This window comes from Streptomyces sp. NBC_00038, from assembly GCF_026343635.1.
In the GTDB taxonomy this organism is placed as follows: Bacteria; Actinomycetota; Actinomycetes; order Streptomycetales; family Streptomycetaceae; genus Streptomyces.
Window position 1 is genome coordinate 832,559 of record NZ_JAPELQ010000001.1, and the last position, 17,707, is coordinate 850,265.

The window sequence follows — 17,707 nt, forward strand, 5'->3', positions numbered from 1 at the left end:
AGATCGGGTTCAGTTCGAGGCGTAGTTCGGCGCCTTGATCAGGAGATGGCTTCGGCCGGTTATCTCCGGTTCGAAGACGGCCTCCTGCCACTGTTCCCGGGGCACCGGTTCCAGGGCGATCGAGACGGCTCCGTCGTACGTCCCGAACTGCTCCACGATGACCGCGGTGAGGGTCTCGGCGAGGTGCTGCTTCTGCTGGTCGGTGAAGTCCTTCGGGAAGTGCTTGATGGTGAGGTGCGGCATGGTGGATCCCTTCGTTCGGTTGCGGATCGCCTGCGCGAGTTCCAGGACGCCAGGCTCCTTGAGGACGCTGTAGTGGTCACCGATGAGTTCGATCACCGTGGGCGGCGCGGCGGCGTAGCCGGACTGGCCGTCGATGAAGGAGTAGTCGTCGCCCGCCGCCTTGAAGACGGTGACCGGGGTGTTCAGGCGGCGTTCGGTGAGCTCACGGAAGGTGTACTCGAACTCATAGGTGCGGGCGACCAGTTGGGTGATGCGGCGGATCAACGGCCGGTCCAGGCCGGGGAGCAGCCCGTGGACGAACGTCACGAAGCTCTCCTCGTCCCTGGCCTCCTTCAGGCAGCGGTCGAGGTCGGGGCCGCTGACGGTTCCGGCGAACACCGAGTGCAGGATGGTGACGTAGGCCGGGTTCGCGTACGACGCCGTACGCCCGTGCCGGTCCGCGTCGGCGCCCCTCACCTCGGGGTTACCGGGGCAGATCAGCATCAGGTTCTCGACGCGCTCACCTGCCTGCTCCAGTTGCCAGGCCGCTTCGAAGGCGACACGGGCGCCGAAGGAGTAGCCCCAGAGCGTGTACGGCCCCCGCGGCTGGAAGCGCCGGATCTCGGCGAGGTCCGCGGCGGCCGTCTCGCGGATGGTCGCGTAGGGCGCTTCGCCGGGGTTGAGGCCGTGGGCCTGGATGCCGTGGAACGCTCTGCCGAAGGCCGCCTCGCGGGCGAGGAGCCGCAGGTTCATCGGGTAGCCGCCGAGCCCCGGCCAGCAGAACACCGGACTGTCCGCAGCGCCTTGCCGCAGAGGCACCAGCCGCGAGACCGCCGCACCGCCGTCAGTGTCGATCCGCGCCGCCAGGTCCACCAGCCGCGGGCACTCGAAGACGACCTGGAAGGGCAGCCGGATGCCGAACTCCCGGTTGATCGCGTTGACGAGCGTGACGGCGGTCAGCGAGTTGCCTCCGCTGGCGAAGAAGTCGTCCGCCGCCGACACCTGTTCGTATCGGAGCGCCTTGCTCCAGGCCCCGGCGAGCCATCGCTCGACCGGGGTGGCCGGAGCGGTGAACGGGCCTTCCGGAACAGCCGACTTGACCTCGTCCGAGGCCGCCAGGGCCCGGCTGTCGACCTTGCCGTTGGCGGTGAGGGGCAGCGCGTCGAGGATCAGGACCCGGTTGGGGAGCATGTAGTCGGGCAGTATGCGGCCGAGTTCGTCCTTGATGATCTCGGTCGGGCCCTTCATGTGGACCGAGTCCTCGTACATGCCCTCGCTGCGGAGCTGCTCCTCGCTCACCCTGCCGCCGAGGAAGAAGTACGACGCCTCGCCGGGGGCGCGTCCGAGGTGCGACAGGACGGCGTCCATGCGCCGTGCCGCCGGGAGCGGCCGTCCGCTCCTGGAGCTGTAGCCGGACGACATGAAGCCGAGGCCCAGTCCGTTGCGCTGCAGGTGGTGCAGGTGCGCGCCGAGCGAGAGGTACGCCAGCCAGGGGCGGTCCGTGCGACTGACGGCGGTGATACCGAGGGACGCCCGGTCGTAGACCTGTTGGTTGATCGCGACCACGTGCTTGCGCAGCACGAGCTCGTCCGACACTCGCGTCAGGTCACCGTCGCGGTAGCTGTACTGACCGGACGGCAGACCGTCCACCCGGCCGGGGTGCGCCTGTAAGTAGAGCTCGACGGGCTCCCGCCGAGGTGTCCCGTCGTGCGGGCGGATCTCGAACGTGCCCATGTAGTGGTCGTCGTCGGCCACGTCGAGCCGTTCCTTGACACCGAGAAGCCGGTCCAACGGGCGCAGGTCCAGGCCGTGTTCGGGCAGCACCTCCTCGAAGACACCCACCATGTGGCCGGCCTCGAACTCCAGCACCTCTTCCACGTTGGTCCGGTACACCGGCTCGATGGCACTCCGGCGTCCGGCGAAGTGGACCAACGGGCAGCCTCCGGGCTGGAGTTCACTGGGGCCGACGCGGACGAGGGCGTGGTCCACGGGGTGGTGGTAGTAGACCCCGGGCGCGAGACCGGGCACGCCGCCCGTCTCCACGTACAGCTGCGTCGCGTAGAGGGCGCCGGGTGAGGCGTACGCGTACTTCGGCAGGAGCCGCTCGGAGCTGCTGAACTGGCCGAACCAGCGCAGGATTTCGCCGAGCAGGGGCAGGTCCGGGTCCCTGGGCGGGCCTGGGGCGACGGGCTTCTGTGCGAGCAGGGTCAGCAGGTCGTCGCGGCTGGTGTCTCCGCCTTCGTAGAAGCGGTACGTCTTGCGCGCGAAGACCTGCCGACGCTGGTGCTCGGTCTCCTGGGCGCCCGGCAGGGCCACCGTTTCCCGGCCTGTCGACTCCCTTATGCCCGCGCCGGCCAGCTGGGCCCTCACCTGCAGCCGGTCGCTCTTGGAGCGGTGATGGCCGGAGTCGATGCCCTGGTCCATCAGGGCGGCTTCCTTGGGGTTCAGCTCGACGCAGGCCACGAGTTGCTGGTGGCCGGTGCGCGCGTCGTCGACCACGACCGCCGCGGCCCGGCGCACCCAGGAGTGCTGTTCGACGGCGAGCGCGACCTCGTCGAGTTCGATGCGGTGGCCGCGGAGCTTGACCTGGTTGTCCGCACGGCCGGAGAACTGGATCGTGCCGTCGGGGTTCCAGTACGCCAAGTCGCCGGTGCGATAGAGGCGTTGGGTCGGTATGAACGGCGACGGGATGAAGCGCTCGCGGGTCTGTTCCGGGCGGTGGAGGTAGCCGCGGGCCAGCTGGGTGCCGCCGATGTAGAGCTCGCCGGGCTCGCCGATGTCCACCGGGGCCAGGTTCTCGTCGAGGATGAAGCACTGGGTGTTGTCGACCGGTACACCGATGGGGAGGGTGCCCGCGCCGTCCGGGACGGCCTCCAGGTCCACGACGTGCGCGGTCGCGTTGATCGTGCACTCGGTCGGACCGTACAGGTTGATGAGCGATGCCCCGGGAAGCTCGGCGAAGAAGGCCCGGGCGAGCCTGCGGGTCAGCGCCTCGCCGCCGGAGAAGACCCGGGAGAGCGATGTGCACCGGCCCAACTCCTCGGTGTCGACCAGGGCTTGGAGCAGGGTCGGCACGCACTGGAGGGTGGTGACCTCGTTCGCCCTCATCACCGCGATCAGCGCCTCGGGGTCACGGTGGCTGCCGGGCGGCGCCGTCACCACCCGGCTGCCCAGCGCGGGCGCCAGGATCTCCCACTGCGCGGCGTCGAAGCTCATCGGCGTCTTCTGCAGGACCGTGGTGCCCTCTCCGAGGTGGCCGCAAGTGTGCATCCAGCGCAGTTGGGACGCGACGCCGCCCTGCTCGATCATCACCCCCTTCGGCCGGCCCGTGCTGCCTGAGGTGTAGATGACGTACGCGAGGGAGTCGGCCCGCCAGGGGCCGAGGGGTGTCTCCGCGTCGGTGGCGGTCTCGGACAGGCTGACGACTGTCGTGCCGGGCGGGACGAGAGCGGCCAGGTCGTCGGCCAGGTGGTGCTGGGTGACGACGATTGCGGTGCGGCTGTCCTCGATCATGTAGCGCAGCCGGGCGTCCGGGTACTCCGGGGACAGCGGCAGATAGGCCCCCTGGGCGAAGAGGATGCCCCAGGCCCCGGCCATCAGGTCGGCGGACGGTTCCGCGTAGAGGCCGACGCAGTCGTCCGGGCCCACGCCGAGCTCGCACAGGCGGGCGGCCAGCCGGGACGCGGAGGTGACCAGCTCCTGGTACGTCAGAGTGCGGCCGCCGCCGGTGACCGCGACGGCGTCCGGGCGGGTTCTCGCCTGCTGGAGCAGCAGGTCGGGCAGGCCTGCGATCTGCCCGGTGCGGGGCGGGGGTGCCACTGCCGGGCTCAGGGTGCGGCTCGTCGTGTTCACCTGGCCCCCGCGTCGGCCGTGCCGAAGTAGCGGTCCCCGAAGTCACCGATGCCGGGGATCATGAAGGCGTGTCCGTTGAGGCGTTCCTCGATCGACGAGGTGACGATCGTGACGTCGGGGTGGGCCTCGTGGACGGCACGGATGCCTTCGGGCGCAGCGAGGAAGTCGACCAGGACGATGCGGTCCTCGCGTACCCCCGCCTTGAGCAGGACACCGATGGCGGCCTTCGCCGAGCCTCCGGTGGCCAGCATGGGTTCGAGGAGGAGGACGTGGCGCTCGGCGATGTCGGCCGGCAGGTGGGAGTAGTACAGGTGCGGGAGTTTGGTCTGCTTGTCGCGCTGGATCAGAATCTTGCCGATGCGGATGCCCGGGTGGATCTCCCGCAGCTCGGTCTCCATGCTCTCGCCGGCCCGGATGACCGGTACGGCGCACACCTTGGTCGCGAATTTCAGACCGTGGTAGGTCTCGCCGACCGGGGTGGTCACCTCACGGGTGTCGAAAGGGAGTTGGTCCAGGCCCGCTTCAAGGAGCAGGCGGATGATCCGGCGGGAGTAGTGGACGAAGTCCGCGCGGCGGACGTCACGGTCACGGATGACCGTGTGCAACGCGCGTAGTTGGTTGGTCTGAGGAAGCAAGTGCACATTGTGGTACGGGAGTTGCGACATGGGCGGTGCTTCTCCTGTGCTGGTGCGTTTGCCGGTGCGTTACTCGGTGGGGGGTTCCTCGAAGGTGGGAGGAAGTTCCGGAGTGGCGGTGAACTGGGCTGCCGCGACGCGGTAGACGGAGCGGCGGCCGCCGCGTTCCCACACTCGCCGCAGTACGTAGGCGAGTTTGGGGTTGTGCTCCTCCTCTTCCAGCACGGCCCTGGCGACGATCACGCGCCAGTCCTGCTGCCGTGCCTCGTCCGCACCGGTGTCGACGGCGGACTCGAAGAGACCGTGCAGTGCGGCGAGTTTGTGGCGCCGGGGGAAGGTGCCGCCCGAGAAGACGGTGCCGAGCAGTCCGGTCCAGAAGTACTGGACCGCACGGCCCTGTTCATCGGCGGGCAGGCGCCCGGCGATCTGCTCCACGGCGTGCAGTGAGGTGATCAGGTGGAGCAGGACGAAGTCGCCGGGCTTCGACAGATAGAGCAGGGTGACGGCGTAGTACAGCGCCTCCCAGTCCGGCGGTGCGCCGTCGTCGAGCCAGCCCGGGGTGGCGTGGATCAGGGGATGCCCGGCGTCCAGCGTGCGGGCGATGCGGAACTGGAGCCCGGAGCGCAGGAGTTCGGGATGGATACGGCCGTCCTCGACCGGCGAGGTGTCCGCGACGACGTCGGCCACCCAGTGGGTGAGCTCGTCGCGGCGCTCGTCCCACTCCCCCGCGAGGCGCAGCAGGGAATCGACCGGGGACACGTCGTCCGTGGCCGGTGCCGTCGCCCGCTCGGGGTGACAGGACACGTAGGTGAACGCCATGTAGGACAGGCCCTCGATCGCCATCCAGCGGTTGCCGATGTCCAGCGCCCACCCGAGATGGATGGTGGCGTGGGTGAACGCGCCCACCCAGCCGGGCAGCAGCTCCGGCACATAGCGGCGCAGTACTTCGTCGAGGCCCAGTTCCCGCTCGCGCCGGTCGAAGAAGTCGCAGTACGACCAGAAGCTGGTGCGCTGTCCGAGGTACTGGCGCCAGTTGTCCTCGGTGATGGTGTGCCGGTCGGGCTTCGGCGGTTCGAGGCCGTATCCGTACGTGGTGAGCTTGGCGTAGTTGTCGTAGTAGGCCTTGATCCGGGGCCCGGGCACGCCGAGGCCGGCCAGCGCGACCACGGCGTGCTTGGAGTGGTTGGTGAGGTGCCCGTTGAACTCGATGTGGTACGTACGGTCGTTCAGGAGCTCTTCGACGAGCTGCCGGTCCCGGTCGCGGGCTTGGACTCCGTCGCCGACTTGGGTTCCGTCTCGCTCACGGACTTGGGCTCCGTCTCGTTCGGGCATTCCTGCGTCTCCTTCCTGTTCCTGCGGATCTGGGCGGACAGCCGGGGCAGCGAGAGTCCCGCGAGGACGAGGACGACACCCAGGAGCCGGACGGCGGACGGCGCCGATCTCTGTTCGACGCAGTCGATCGTGACCGCGGAGAGCACCTGCCCGCTGATAACCAGCAGCGAGGCGTTCATCGCCCCGAGGCGCGGGAAGACATGGCTGTTGACGGCGACGAAGAGGGCGCCGAACGCGCCACCGAGATAGGCGGCGAACGGGGCGGAGCCCGTCTTCGGCCAGCTGTAGAGGGCGAACAGGACCACGGTGAGGAAGGCGAACCCGACGACGTGGTTCACCACCGAGGCCCTGAACGGGCCGATACGGGTACTGAGTTGACCGTTGACGGCACGACTGGTGCCGATGATCACTCCGTTGAGGAGCGCCAGTAACACATAGAGGCTCATGTCTCACGCCCCGCCGAGGACGATCAGGACACTGCCCGCCAGGACGAGGCCGGCGGTCGCGAGATCGGTGGCGGTGACGCGGCGCTTCGGGATGCGCAGCAGGCCCAGTTGGTCCGACGCGACACCGAACAGGACCTGCCCGGTCAGCATCAGGGCGATGGTTCCGGACAGGGCGAGCTCGCTGTTCACACTGATCGCGGAGAGGATCACGACGAACGCGCCCGGGATGCCGCCCAGGTAGAACCAGAGGGGCGCCCTGCCGGGCTCCTCCGCAAGAGGCCGCGGCCGACTCACGGCGCGTGCGGTCGCGCCGACCAGCACCAGGGCGACGACGGCACCGATGCCGTGGGCGACCCAGGAGGCGTACACGGCGGTCGTGTGGTGCGCCAACTGCCCGTTGAACTCGGTCATCAGCGTCAGGAGTACGCCGCCCGCGACAGCGAGGAGCCAGTCGGTGGCTCGTGTGCTCATACGGCGGACCCCTGGTCCTGGGTCGTCAGTGCCTTGTCGAGGCGCGCGACCACCTCGTCGAAGGTGTCCACGGTCCAGGTCGGTTCGGCCGTGGCCAGTTCGGCGGCGCTGTGGATGCCGTAGGTGACGGCGATGGAGCGCAGGCCCGCGGCGTTCGCCATCTTCAGGTCGTGCGTGGTGTCGCCGACCATCACCGCGTGCTCGGCGGGAATGCCGAGGGTGTCCAGGACCAACTGCCCTGATTCCGGATGGGGTTTGGGGTGGGTGACCTGGTCCGCGCCCACGACGAGGGCGAAGCGGTCGCGCAGCCCTGCGGCGGACAGCAGGGCGTCCGCACTGGCGTGGAACTTGCTGGTGGCCACGGCGAGGGTCACCCCGCGGTCCTGTAACCCGGCGAGACCCTCGGCGACGCCGGGAAACAGCAGCTCCTGGGCGCGCGGCAGGATGAGTTCCTTGTAGTGGATCTGGTACTGCCGAACTCCGCGCGTCGCGAGTTCGTCGTCCGGGGCGACTCCCAGCAGGTCACCGAACGCCCGCTGCAGGGGAAGCCCGATCGTGGCCCGTATCTCCGGAGCGTCGGGGACCTCGACGCCCAAGGACCCGAAGGCCGCCGAAAACGTCTCGATGATCGCGCGCGGGGTGTCGACAAGCGTTCCGTCCAGGTCGAAGACGGCAAGCTGGGCCATGAAGATCCTTTCGCCAACACCAGTGACACAGACGACAGTTGCCTGCCCAGTGGTCAACGTTACGAACGAATTGCTGCGGCGTTGTGAACAGCGTGTGGCAGCGCTCCCACCAGGCCTCCCGGCGGTTGACGCGTCTTTTGGCGCAATGCTGAATGGACATTCCGCCAGCCCGTCCGCACACGAAAGGGCCTGCCATGCCTGTGGAGTTCCTCGGCATCGCGTACACCAACAACGCCTCCGAGACGACGCCGCGCTCCGGCGCCTCCTTCGACAAGGAGTACACGCTCAGGCTGGCTCGGACGCACGAGGACCACGGCTGGGACCGGGTTCTCTTCGCGTACGGCTCGGACACGCCGATCCCGGCGCCGGCGGCCGGATACCTGGCGGCGAAGGTGGACCGGCTGCAGATCCTGCTGGCCCACCGGCCGAACGTCTCCTATCCCACGTACGCGGCGCGCACCTTCGCCACGCTGGACCAGATCAGCGACGGCCGCCTCGCCGTCCACTTCATCACCGGCGGCAATGACCACGAGCAGCGCCGCGAGGGCGACACGCTCACCAAGGACCAGCGTTACAGCCGCACCCGCGAGTACATCGAGATCGTCAAGAAGGTGTGGACGCGGCACGAGCCGTTCGACCACGAGGGCGAGCACTACAGCTTCCACGACTACGTCAGCGACGTCTTCCCCGTCCAACGCCCTTACCCGGGCGTCTCGTTCGGCGGCTCGTCACCCGCCGCCTATGCCGCGGGCGGCGCGGAGGCGGACGTCTACTGCCTGTGGGGCGAGCCGCTCGCCGAGACCGCCCAGCAGATCGAGTCGGTGCGTGCCGCGGCGCGGGCGGCGGGCCGTGCCGACGCACCTCGCATCCAGGTGGCGTTCCGGCCGGTCCTCGCGCCCACCGAGGCACTGGCCTGGGAGAAGGCGCACCGTACGGTCGCGGCGATCCGGGACCGGCGTGCGGCGGGCCGCAGCGCACCCCGCGGCCACCACCCGGACGGCCCGGAGAACACCGGCGCCCAGCGGCTCATCGCCATCGCCAGGAAGGGCGAGCGCTTCGACCGCGCCCTGTGGACCCCCACGGCCGCGGCGACCGGCGGAGAGGGAAACTCCAATGCCCTGGTCGGCACACCGGAGACCGTCGCCGAGGCCCTGCTCGACTACTACGACCTGGGCGTGGACATCATCTCCGCCCGCGGATACGACCTCCTCGGCGACGCCGTCGACTTCGGTCGATACGTCATTCCGCTGGTCCGCGAAGAGGTGGCGCGGCGGGACCGGGAGGGGGCGCCGCGCGGTCCGCAGGAGCTGAAGCGGATCCTCGAGCGCCTGGGAGAGCGCACCGGGCCGGACGCCGCGGCGGGGTGACGAGGGGCCGCGCGTTCCAGGAGTGCGGCGGACCGGCTACCGCCCGGTCAGCCCTGCTGGAACAGCTCCGCCGGCAGCGGCTTGAGCAGCGCGTACAGATCGTCGGTGATGGGGCGGTCCCAGGCGGCGATGGTCACCAGGACCTTGTCGCTGCGGTCGAACTGCACGCACGAGATGCGGGTCTCGGAGAGCTTGAGACGGCGCACGATCAGGAGGTTGTCCCCCTGCATCACCGGCATGTCCTCGGTGCCGACGACGGTGACCTCCTCCTCGTTCTCCAGCGCCAGCAGGAGCTGGGCCACCTCGAAGGGGATCTCTCCCTCCGGGACGTCACGGGCCGGGGAGCCCTCCGGCAGATTGCCGATGATCATCGCGGGGCCACGGCCGCCGAACAGGTCGTAGCGCAGGAAAACGCCCTGGCAGCTGCCGTCGGGAGCGGGCAGCAGGCCCGCGCCGAGATTGCCCGGCCAGTCACCCGGGTCCATGGCCAGAACATCGAAGTCGGGCCCGGCGGGTGTGGCACTGCGGCGGCGGAGGAAGGACATGCCGCAATGGTACGTGCACGGGCGTGAGCCGGGCCCCGGGGGCGCCCTGTGAACGGTCAGGTGTACGACTGTTGCCGGGTCGCGGAAACGCCTGTTCCTCCGGCTGCTCCCCCGGTTACGGGGACGGCTGCTCCCCCAGCGCGGCGCCGAGTCCCATGCGCTCCGTGCCCACCTTCCGGTAGACCGCCGAAAGCAGCCGTACGACGGCCGGCTCGTCGATGTCCAGCTCCGCCGCGATCTCGGCCGTGCTGCGGCCCCGGACGGTCAGTGCGGCGGCGGTGCGCTCGCGGGCGGTGAGGGTGTCCGTCTCGGTGCTGTGCAGTCGGCGCGGCCCGAGGCCGGCGGCGGCCAGCTCGTCGCGGGCCTCTTCGACGCGTCCGTCGGCGCCGCACTGCACGGCCGCGTCGAGTCCTCGGTAGAGGTGCTCGGCGGCTTCCCTGGGGCGCCCGGCCCGGCGCAGCTCGGTGCCGAGCGCGATCAGTGCGCAGGCGAGTTCGTAGGCGGCCGGGGAGCACTCCAGGTGACCGACGGACTCTTCGAGGAGTTTGACGCGGGTCGAGCCGGAGGAGACCTCGGCGGCGGCACGGAGTGCCTGCCCGACCGCTGAGGGGGCGCCGAACTGGCGGGCGCGGTTGACCGCTTCAAGTGCCGTGGTGACGGCGCGTTCCGGGGCGTCGTGGCTCTCGGCCCGGGCGAGGTGGAGCTGCCAGGGGCACCAGGCGGGGTTGCGCATGCCGCGCGGGTCGAGGCGCCGCCCGGCCGCCGCCAGCTCGACGGCCGCGTCCTTGGTGAGGCCGCGGGCGAGCAGCAGCTCGCCGTGCACGGTCTGGACGTCGGGGAAGGTCACGGCGGCCGGGAAGGGCGCGCCGAACGCGTGGTCCTCGCCGGTCTGCGCGGCCTCGGTGATCTTGCCCCGGGCGAGCAGGATCTCGATGAGGACACCGACGGAGTACCAGTGCACGGGAGTGCCGGGTCCGACGCGCTGGGCGAGCCTGAGGCCCGCCCGTGCGAAGTCCTCGGCTTCCGTGAGCCGGCCGCGGCGGTAGCGGACGTACGCGAGGAGGGTGTAGCCGAAGGACAGGTGTGCGCCGTGCCAGCCCTGGGACTCGAAGTCGGCGATCCCGGTGGCGAACAGTTCCTCCGTGCGGCCGGGGCGGTCCGCGTACATGAAGGTGAGGGCGACCAGGACGGGCACCTCGAAGCCGCGGTCTGCCTCGGCCCAGCCGAGCCCTCCGGCGAGGGCGCGTTCGGCGTGGTGGAGCGCGACGTGGGCGGGTTCGCCGCGCAGGGTGGCGTCCCATGCGCGCAGGCCGATCACATAGCGCTCGGTGAGGTCGCGGCCGGTCAGCCGGTCGGCGAGGCGGGCCAGGCGGCGGGAGCGGGCGGGCGAGTCGGGTTCGTCGGCGCGGAAGGCGTCCCACATGAACTGCTCGGACTGCATGCGCAGCCGCACCCGGGCGTCGCCCGTCACCGGGATCTCGCGGGCGAGTGTCTCGGACGCCTCGGCGAGGCGGTCGCTGTGGGCGAGGACCTGGGAGAGGCGGTACACGATGTTGTGGCGCAGCTCGGGGTCGGTGATGGGCTCTTCGAGGGCGGCGCGCAGATGGTTGACCGTGGTCGCCGGTTCGGTGAGCAGGGAGGCGCAGCCCAGTTCGTACAGGACGGCGGCGCGGTCCTCGAAGGGCGGGGGTTCGCGCAGGGCGCGCGCGAGGTAGCTGCGGGCGGCGTCGGGGGCGCCCGCGCGGAGGGTCTCGCGGGCGGCTGAGCGGAGTTGCTGGACGACCCAGGTGTCGCCGTCGGGGTGGGTCTCCATGAGGTGACGTGCGGCGGCCGACGGGCCGATCCCCTCGTTGACCACGCACCAGGCGGCCTGCCCGTGCAGGGCCACGCGGACGCCGCCGGGGATGGCGCGGTAGACGGCGGTGGCGATGAGCGGGTGCACGAATTCCAGAGTGCCCCCGGCGGTCACAGGGCCGGTGAGGATACGGGCGCCGCGCAGCGCGTCGGCCGCGTCGGCGGCCTCCTCGGAGCCGAGGCCCGCGACGGCGGCGGCGAGCGTCGGATGGATCTCCGTGCCGAGGACCGCGCAGGCCCAGGCGAACCGCACGGTCGAGGTGCCGAGGCGTTCCAGGCGGGCGATCAGCCCGCTGCCCTTGACCGCGGCCGCCAGGTCGCGCAGCAGGTGCGCCCCGGCCTCGGTGGGCGTCAGCCCGCGGTCGCGCACCTTCGCGGTCAGCTCGACCGCCTCGAAGGGGTTGCCCGCGGTGACCGCCCAGCACTCGCGGCAGAACGCGTCGTCGGCCTGGGTGCCGAGATCCTCCCGTACGAGACGGGCGACGGCCGCGGCGCTGAGCGGTTCGAGGTCGATGGGGCGCTGGCCCGCGCGGCCGGGCAGTCCCCTGAACGCCTCGGCGTGGTCGGGGAGTTCCTCGGGCCGGTAGGCGACGACGAGCAGCAGCGGCAGCTCCTCCGCGCGCGGCGCGAACGCGGCGAGCCAGCTCAGCGATTCGGGGTCGGCCCAGTGCGCGTCGTCGAGCACGAGCACCATCGGGGCGCGCTGCACGGCCAGGTGCGTGAGCACCCAGTCGAGACCGTCGCGCAGGCCCTGCTGGTCGGGCGGGGCGCCCTCGGCCGGCGCGCACAGGCCGAGCGCCGGGCCGACGATCGCGTACCAACTCCCCAGCGAGGCACGGATTTCGGACTCCGCGGCCCCGGCGAGCTGCGGTTGCAGAAGCTGGCGGGCCACGTGGAAGGCGACGCGCTGCTCCTGGTCGCCGCCGCGCGCGGACAGTACGGTGCAGCCTTTGATCGCGGCGCGCCGACGGACCTCGGCGAGGAGTGTGGTCTTACCGAGTCCGGCGCGCGCCGCGAAGGCGAGGAGCGCGCCGCGGGGACGTCCCGGCGGTTCGGTGCCGTCCCTGCGCAGCCCGGTGAGTTCGTTCAACGCCTCGTCGGCCGCGGCGAGTTCACTCTCACGTTCGAAGAGTGTCCTTCTGCTCCGTGCATTTCGCTGCCCCATGGCGCACCCCCTGGCACGGTGTTGCAGCCAGCGCGGGGAGCGGCTGCGCACCGTGACCTACAGGCACCTCAGCGTACGCCGGGAGCGGTGCGGGGGCGCCCCGTTCGACCACTACTGGCCGTCGCGCAACCAGCCGCGGTCTACGCGGACTTCTTGTGCCGCTCGTGGTGCCGGGCGACCCGGGCGCGGTTCCCGCACGACGCCTTGCACCACTCCTGACGCGGGTGCTCCTTGAGGAAGTAGCGCACACAGCGCGGCGCGTGGCAGGCGCGCAGGCGCTGCCGGTCGGGGCTCGCGAGGAACGCGATCGCGGCGCGGGCGAGCACCGCGGTGAGCTCCGGCCTGCCGTGCTGGGGCTGCTGCCGTACGACGGGGTCGGCGCCGTCGGGCCAGGCGAGGACGGGCACGGTCGGGGTGCGGGCGGCAGCCGCGTTGAGCCGCGCCACGGCCTCGGGTACGGGCAGCAGCCTCGCGGCGTCGGCGGGGCTCGGCTCGGCGGGGCGCACGGCCCGGGCGAAGAGGGCGCGGACGGCGGCACGCAGATCGCGTACGGCGATGAGCGCGGGGTCGTCGGCGACGTACGCCTCACTACCCGGCAGGACGTCCAGGTGCGCCCGTACCCATGCGGTGAGGCCCGTGGGCTCGGCGAGATCGTCCGCGACTCCCCCGTGGCCGTCGTGCCGGACGGTCAGAGCGAGGTCGAGGGCGAGCCGTGCGTCCCGGCTGAGCGAGTCGTCCATGGGGCTAATGATACGTGCGCGAGCATCCATTAGCTCCCGCTCGCCGCCCTGGGGCCAAGGGCACGCCCGCGCACTCATGCCGCGTCAGAGCATCGCCAGCCCCGGTTCGTGCAGGAAGGCGGCGGTGTCCGCCAGTAGCTGGGAGCCCTGCTGGCCGTCGACGAGGCGATGGTCGAAGGACAGTGCCAGCTGGGTGACCCACCGGGGCTCGATCGTCTCGGTCCCCGACGCGTCGGTCACGACCCAGGGGGTGCGGCGGATGGCGCCCATGGCGAGGATGGCCGCCTCACCCGGGTTCAGGATCGGCGTTCCCGTGTCCACGCCGAACACGCCGACGTTCGTGATGGTGATGGTCCCGTCCATCATCGACTGGGGTGTTGTCCTGCCGTCGCGGGCTGTGCCGGTGAGCGCGGCGAGTGCTTCGGCGAGTTCACGCAGCGACATCCGGTCGGCGTGCTTGATGTTGGGGACGATGAGCCCGCGCCCGGTCGCGGCGGCGATGCCCAGGTTGACGTAGTGCTTGAGCACGATCTCCTGCGCCGGCTCGTCCCAACTGGCGTTCGCCTCAGGGGTGTTGCGCAGCGCCAGCAGGAGTGCCCGGGCCACGAAGAGCAGAGGCGTGACGCGCAGTTCGCGGAACTCGCGGCGGGCGGCCACCGTGTCACGGAGTCGCATGGTCGCCGTGATGTCGACCGTCATGAACTCGGTGACGTGGGGTGCCGTGAACGCGGAGGCGACCATGGCGGCCGCGGTGTGCTTGCGTACGCCCCGGATCGGGATGCGGGTCTCCGCCGCGGCCTCCGGGGTCCCGAGCTTCGGAGCTTCTGCCGCCACGGGTTCGGCCTCCGCTGCACGGCGCACGTCGTCGCGGGTGACCGTGCCCACCGGGCCTGTGGGTGTGACGGTGGTGATGTCGACACCCAGGTCCTTGGCGAGTTTGCGGACGGGGGGCTTGGCCGCTGTCCGCTCTGTGGCCGTTGCCTGTACGGGGGTTGGCGCTGTTGGCCGGTCCGTGGGCGGCGAGGGCGGGACCCCGGGCCTTCGGCGTCTGCGGCGAGCGCTGCCCTCCTGCGGGCCGTACCCCACCAGCAGCGCCTCTCTGTCGGGAGCAGGTTTCGTCGCCTGGGGAGTGCCGCTGACGTCACTGAGAATGGTGATGAGGGGTTTACCCACGGGCAGGGTCTCCCCGTCCTGCGCATGCAGAGTGCCGACAACACCCGCATATGGAGAAGGGAGTTCGACGGCGGCCTTCGCCGTTTCCACCTCGACGATGACCTGGTTGATCTCCACGGAGTCGCCCACCTGCACTGCCCATTGGAGAATCTCGGCCTCGGTGAGGCCCTCGCCGACATCGGGCAGCAGGAAAACTTGCTCTTTCGACACGGTGACCCGCCCCTCCTCTAGTAACTCATGCTGTGGTCAAGGGCATCGAGGATCCGGTCGACACCCGGAAGCCAGTCCGACTCGATGCGGCTCGGCGGGTACGGGGTGTCGTATCCGGTGATCCGAAGGACCGGCGCTTCGAGGAAGTGGAATTCCTCCTGCTGGATCCTCGCGGCCAGCTCCGCCCCGAACCCGTGGGACAGGGAGGCCTCGTGGGTGACCAGGGCCCTGCCCGTGCGGTGGACGGACGCCCGTACGGTGTCCAGGTCCAGCGGTGACAGGGAGCGCAGGTCGATGACCTCGACGCTGCGGCCTTCTTCGGCGGCGGCCTCGGCTGCTTCGAGAGCTGCCGGGACCATGGGGCCGTACGCGATGAGTGTGGCGTCGGTGCCGGCCCGCAGCACACGGGCTCGGGCGAACGGTGCCGGAGGCCCATCGGTGACCTCGCCCTTGGTCCAGTAGTGCCGCTTGGGTTCGAGGAAGATCACCGGGTCGTCGTCGTCCACGGCCTGGCGGATCATGTCGTACGCGTCCTGCGGGTTGGAGCAGGTGACGACCTTGAGTCCGGCGGTGTGGGCGAAGTAGGCCTCGGGCGATTCCGAGTGGTGCTCGATGGAGCCGATGCCGCCGCCGAAGGGGATGCGGATGACCACGGGCAGGGTGATCACGCCGCCCGAGCGGTGCCGGAGTTTCGCGAGCTGGCTGATGATCTGGTTGACGGCCGGGTAGACGAAGCCGTCGAACTGGATCTCGCACACCGGACGGTAGCCGCGCAGGGCGAGACCGATGGCGGAGCCGACGATGCCCGCCTCGCCGAGGGGTGTGTCGATGACTCTCAGGCTGCCGAATTCCTTCTGGAGGCCGTCAGTTACGCGGAACACCCCGCCGAGGCGTCCGATGTCCTCGCCCATCAGCAGGACTTTGGGATCGTCCTGCAGGGCTTTGCGAAGCCCGTTGTTGAGGGCCTTGACCATGGAGATGCTCATCGAGTGGCTCCGATCTCCTGGCCGGCGGCGAGGTACTCCGAGTGCTCTGCCAGCTGTCGCCTCAGCTCGACCGGCATGTCTGTGTAGGTGTTCTCGAAGGACGAGGCATGGTCCGGCGTAGGCAGTGCCCGGCAGCCGGCCCTCAGGCGTTCGGCCAGTTCTTGCCCTCGTCGCTCGATGTCGGCGAAGTACTCCTCGTCGGCTTCCCCGCTAGCTGTGAGGTGCAGGCGCAGTCGCTCCAGCGGATCCTTGGCCGTCCACTCGTCGGTCTCGGCGGACGGGCGGTAACGGGTGGCGTCGTCGGCGGTGGTGTGCGCGTTGATCCGGTAGGTCACCGCCTCGATCAGGGTCGGCCCGCCGCCGGACCGGGCACGGTTCAGCGCTTCACGGGTCGCCGCGAGACAGGCCAGCACGTCGTTGCCGTCGACGGTCATGCCGGGAAAGCCGAAGCCGGACGCGCGCTGAGCGACGGGGACACGGCTCTGCACGCTGTAGGGAGCGGAGATGGCCCACTGGTTGTTCTGGCAGAAGAAGACCACGGGGAGGTTCTGGACAGCGGCCCAGAGGAACGCTTCGTTGGTCTCGCCCTCGCTCAGCGCTCCGTCACCGAGGAAGACCAGCGCCGCGGTGTCGCGGGTGTCGTCCCCGGAGCCGATCACGTCGTCCCGGACCAGGCCCATGGCGTAGCCGACCGCATGCAGCGTCTGGGCGCCGATGACCAGGGTGTAGAGGCCGAAGCGCCGCTCGTACGGGTTCCAACCGCCCAGTGTCGAACCGCGGAAGAGGCCGAGGAGCGACACCGGATCGAGTCCGCGGCACCAGGCCACGCCGTGTTCACGGTAGGTGGGGAACACCATGTCCTGCTCGGCCAGCGCGTGGGCCGCACCGACCTGGGCCGCCTCCTGACCGCGCAGTGAGGGCCACAGGCCCAGTTCCCCCTGGCGCTGGAGCGCGATCGCCTCGGAATCCAGGCGGCGTACCAGTGCCATGTCCCGGTAGAGCGCGGGGAGATCGATCGCGGAAGGGAGTTCGAGCCTGCTGTCGGGCCCGAGGACACCCTCGGGCGAGAGGAACTGGACGGGGCCGTCGGCGGGTTGGGCGTCGTCGGTCGGCTTGGCTTGCTTACGTGGCATGGCGGCTCTCGATTCGGATGCGCCGGTCGGCACCGGCGGATGGCTGGACGGCACGTGCCTCGGCGCGTCAGCGCGGTGCCATACGGAGCGCTCCGTCGAGGCGGATCACGCAGCCGTTGAGCATGGGGTTGTCGATGATGTGCTCGACCAGGGCGCCGTACTCGTCGGGCGCACCCAGCCTGGAAGGGTGGGGCACGGAGACCTCCAGCGCCGCACGCGCCTTCTCCGGCAGTCCCGCCATGAGTGGCGTGTCGAACAGTCCGGGCGCGACGGTGACCACACGGATGCCCTTGTCCGCCAGGTCCCGTGCGGCGGACAACGTCAGCGAGACGACGCCGCCCTTGCTGGCGGCGTAGGCGGCCTGCCCGATCTGCCCGTCGTACGCGGCGATGGAGGCGGTACAGACGATGATCCCGCGGTCACCGTCGACGGGGTCGTTGCCCGCCATCACCGCCGCGGCGTTGCTCAGGACGTTGAAGGTCCCCACGAGGTTGATGTCCACCACGCGGCGGAACTGGTCGAGCGGGAGCACACCCCGGCTGCCGATGATCCGTCCGGGTGTGGCCACCCCGGCGCAGTTGACGGCCACGCGCAGCGGGCCGAGTTCGGCGGCCTCGGCGAACGCCGCACGCACCGCGGACTCGTCCGTGACATCGGCCGCTATGAAGTGCGCGGGCTTGCCGAGGTGGTCGGCGAACTCACGGCCCGCTCCGGTGGGCAGGTCCAGAACCACCACGGTGGCTCCCTGCCAGTGCAACCTCTCGACCACGGAGCGCCCGAGGCCGGAGGCGCCGCCGGAGACGACGGCTACGGCATCGCGATACTGCACGACAGTTCTCCTCACGTGTGTAGGCATGAAGGGTTCGGCGGCCGGACATGAAGGGCCGGCG

At 70.5% G+C, this 17,707-nt stretch carries 14 protein-coding genes; 1 reads left to right on the top strand and 13 read right to left on the bottom strand.

What is annotated here, in order from left to right:
- Nucleotides 1–9: 9 nt before the first annotated feature.
- The 6 genes from OG219_RS03950 to OG219_RS03975 all read right to left on the bottom strand — a co-directional run bounded on the left by OG219_RS03950 (nt 10) and on the right by OG219_RS03975 (nt 7,644).
- Nucleotides 10–4,041 (bottom strand): amino acid adenylation domain-containing protein, encoded by a 4,032-nt coding sequence (locus tag OG219_RS03950; RefSeq protein WP_266835993.1) that lies wholly within the window; start codon nt 4,039–4,041, stop codon nt 10–12.
- Nucleotides 4,042–4,070: 29 nt separating this feature from the next.
- The gene (upp, locus tag OG219_RS03955; protein ID WP_266835994.1) at nt 4,071–4,715 is read right to left on the bottom strand and encodes a uracil phosphoribosyltransferase; all 645 of its coding nucleotides are present in this window, start codon (nt 4,713–4,715) and stop codon (nt 4,071–4,073) included.
- A 63-nt stretch (nt 4,716–4,778) separates the two neighbouring features.
- Nucleotides 4,779–6,041: a questin oxidase family protein gene (locus OG219_RS03960; RefSeq protein ID WP_266822890.1), complete on the bottom strand. Its 1,263-nt coding sequence runs from the start codon at nt 6,039–6,041 to the stop codon at nt 4,779–4,781.
- Nucleotides 5,936–6,487, bottom strand: coding sequence for a DMT family transporter (locus OG219_RS03965; RefSeq protein WP_266822892.1), 552 nt, complete (start codon nt 6,485–6,487; stop codon nt 5,936–5,938). The genes OG219_RS03960 and OG219_RS03965 overlap by 106 nt, the downstream gene beginning before the upstream one ends.
- A 3-nt stretch (nt 6,488–6,490) precedes the next feature.
- Entirely contained in the window at nt 6,491–6,958 is a 468-nt protein-coding gene (locus OG219_RS03970) for a DMT family transporter (protein WP_266822894.1), read from the bottom strand.
- Nucleotides 6,955–7,644, bottom strand: a complete 690-nt coding sequence (locus OG219_RS03975) for an HAD family hydrolase (RefSeq protein ID WP_266822896.1) — start codon at nt 7,642–7,644, stop codon at nt 6,955–6,957. Before OG219_RS03975 ends, OG219_RS03970 begins: the two co-directional genes overlap by 4 nt.
- Nucleotides 7,645–7,838: 194 nt before the next feature.
- On the opposite strand from OG219_RS03975, the gene OG219_RS03980 reads away from it, so the two are divergent.
- Nucleotides 7,839–9,011 carry an LLM class flavin-dependent oxidoreductase gene (locus OG219_RS03980; RefSeq protein ID WP_266822898.1) on the top strand — a complete coding sequence of 391 codons (1,173 nt, stop codon included), beginning with the start codon at nt 7,839–7,841 and terminating at the stop codon, nt 9,009–9,011.
- A gap of 47 nt (nt 9,012–9,058) precedes the next feature.
- On the opposite strand, the gene OG219_RS03985 is transcribed toward OG219_RS03980, so the two are convergent.
- From OG219_RS03985 to OG219_RS04015, 7 genes are all read right to left on the bottom strand, one after another.
- Entirely contained in the window at nt 9,059–9,556 is a 498-nt protein-coding gene (locus tag OG219_RS03985; RefSeq protein WP_266822900.1) for a hypothetical protein, read from the bottom strand.
- Between the two features lie 115 nt (nt 9,557–9,671).
- Complete coding sequence (locus tag OG219_RS03990; protein WP_266822902.1) at nt 9,672–12,575, bottom strand: AAA family ATPase; 2,904 nt, start codon at nt 12,573–12,575, stop codon at nt 9,672–9,674.
- Nucleotides 12,576–12,715: 140 nt separating this feature from the next.
- On the bottom strand, nt 12,716–13,315 hold the full coding sequence (locus OG219_RS03995) for an ABATE domain-containing protein (protein ID WP_266822904.1): 600 nt from the start codon (nt 13,313–13,315) through the stop codon (nt 12,716–12,718).
- 84 nt (nt 13,316–13,399) lie between these two features.
- On the bottom strand, nt 13,400–14,698 hold the full coding sequence (locus OG219_RS04000) for a dihydrolipoamide acetyltransferase family protein (protein WP_266822906.1): 1,299 nt from the start codon (nt 14,696–14,698) through the stop codon (nt 13,400–13,402).
- Nucleotides 14,699–14,715: 17 nt separating this feature from the next.
- Nucleotides 14,716–15,684: an alpha-ketoacid dehydrogenase subunit beta gene (locus OG219_RS04005; RefSeq protein WP_266822908.1), complete on the bottom strand. Its 969-nt coding sequence runs from the start codon at nt 15,682–15,684 to the stop codon at nt 14,716–14,718.
- Nucleotides 15,681–16,817 (bottom strand): thiamine pyrophosphate-dependent dehydrogenase E1 component subunit alpha, encoded by a 1,137-nt coding sequence (locus tag OG219_RS04010; RefSeq protein WP_266822910.1) that lies wholly within the window; start codon nt 16,815–16,817, stop codon nt 15,681–15,683. The genes OG219_RS04005 and OG219_RS04010 overlap by 4 nt, the downstream gene beginning before the upstream one ends.
- A 67-nt stretch (nt 16,818–16,884) precedes the next feature.
- Nucleotides 16,885–17,646, bottom strand: a complete 762-nt coding sequence (locus tag OG219_RS04015; RefSeq protein ID WP_266822912.1) for an SDR family NAD(P)-dependent oxidoreductase — start codon at nt 17,644–17,646, stop codon at nt 16,885–16,887.
- Nucleotides 17,647–17,707: the final 61 nt, after the last annotated feature.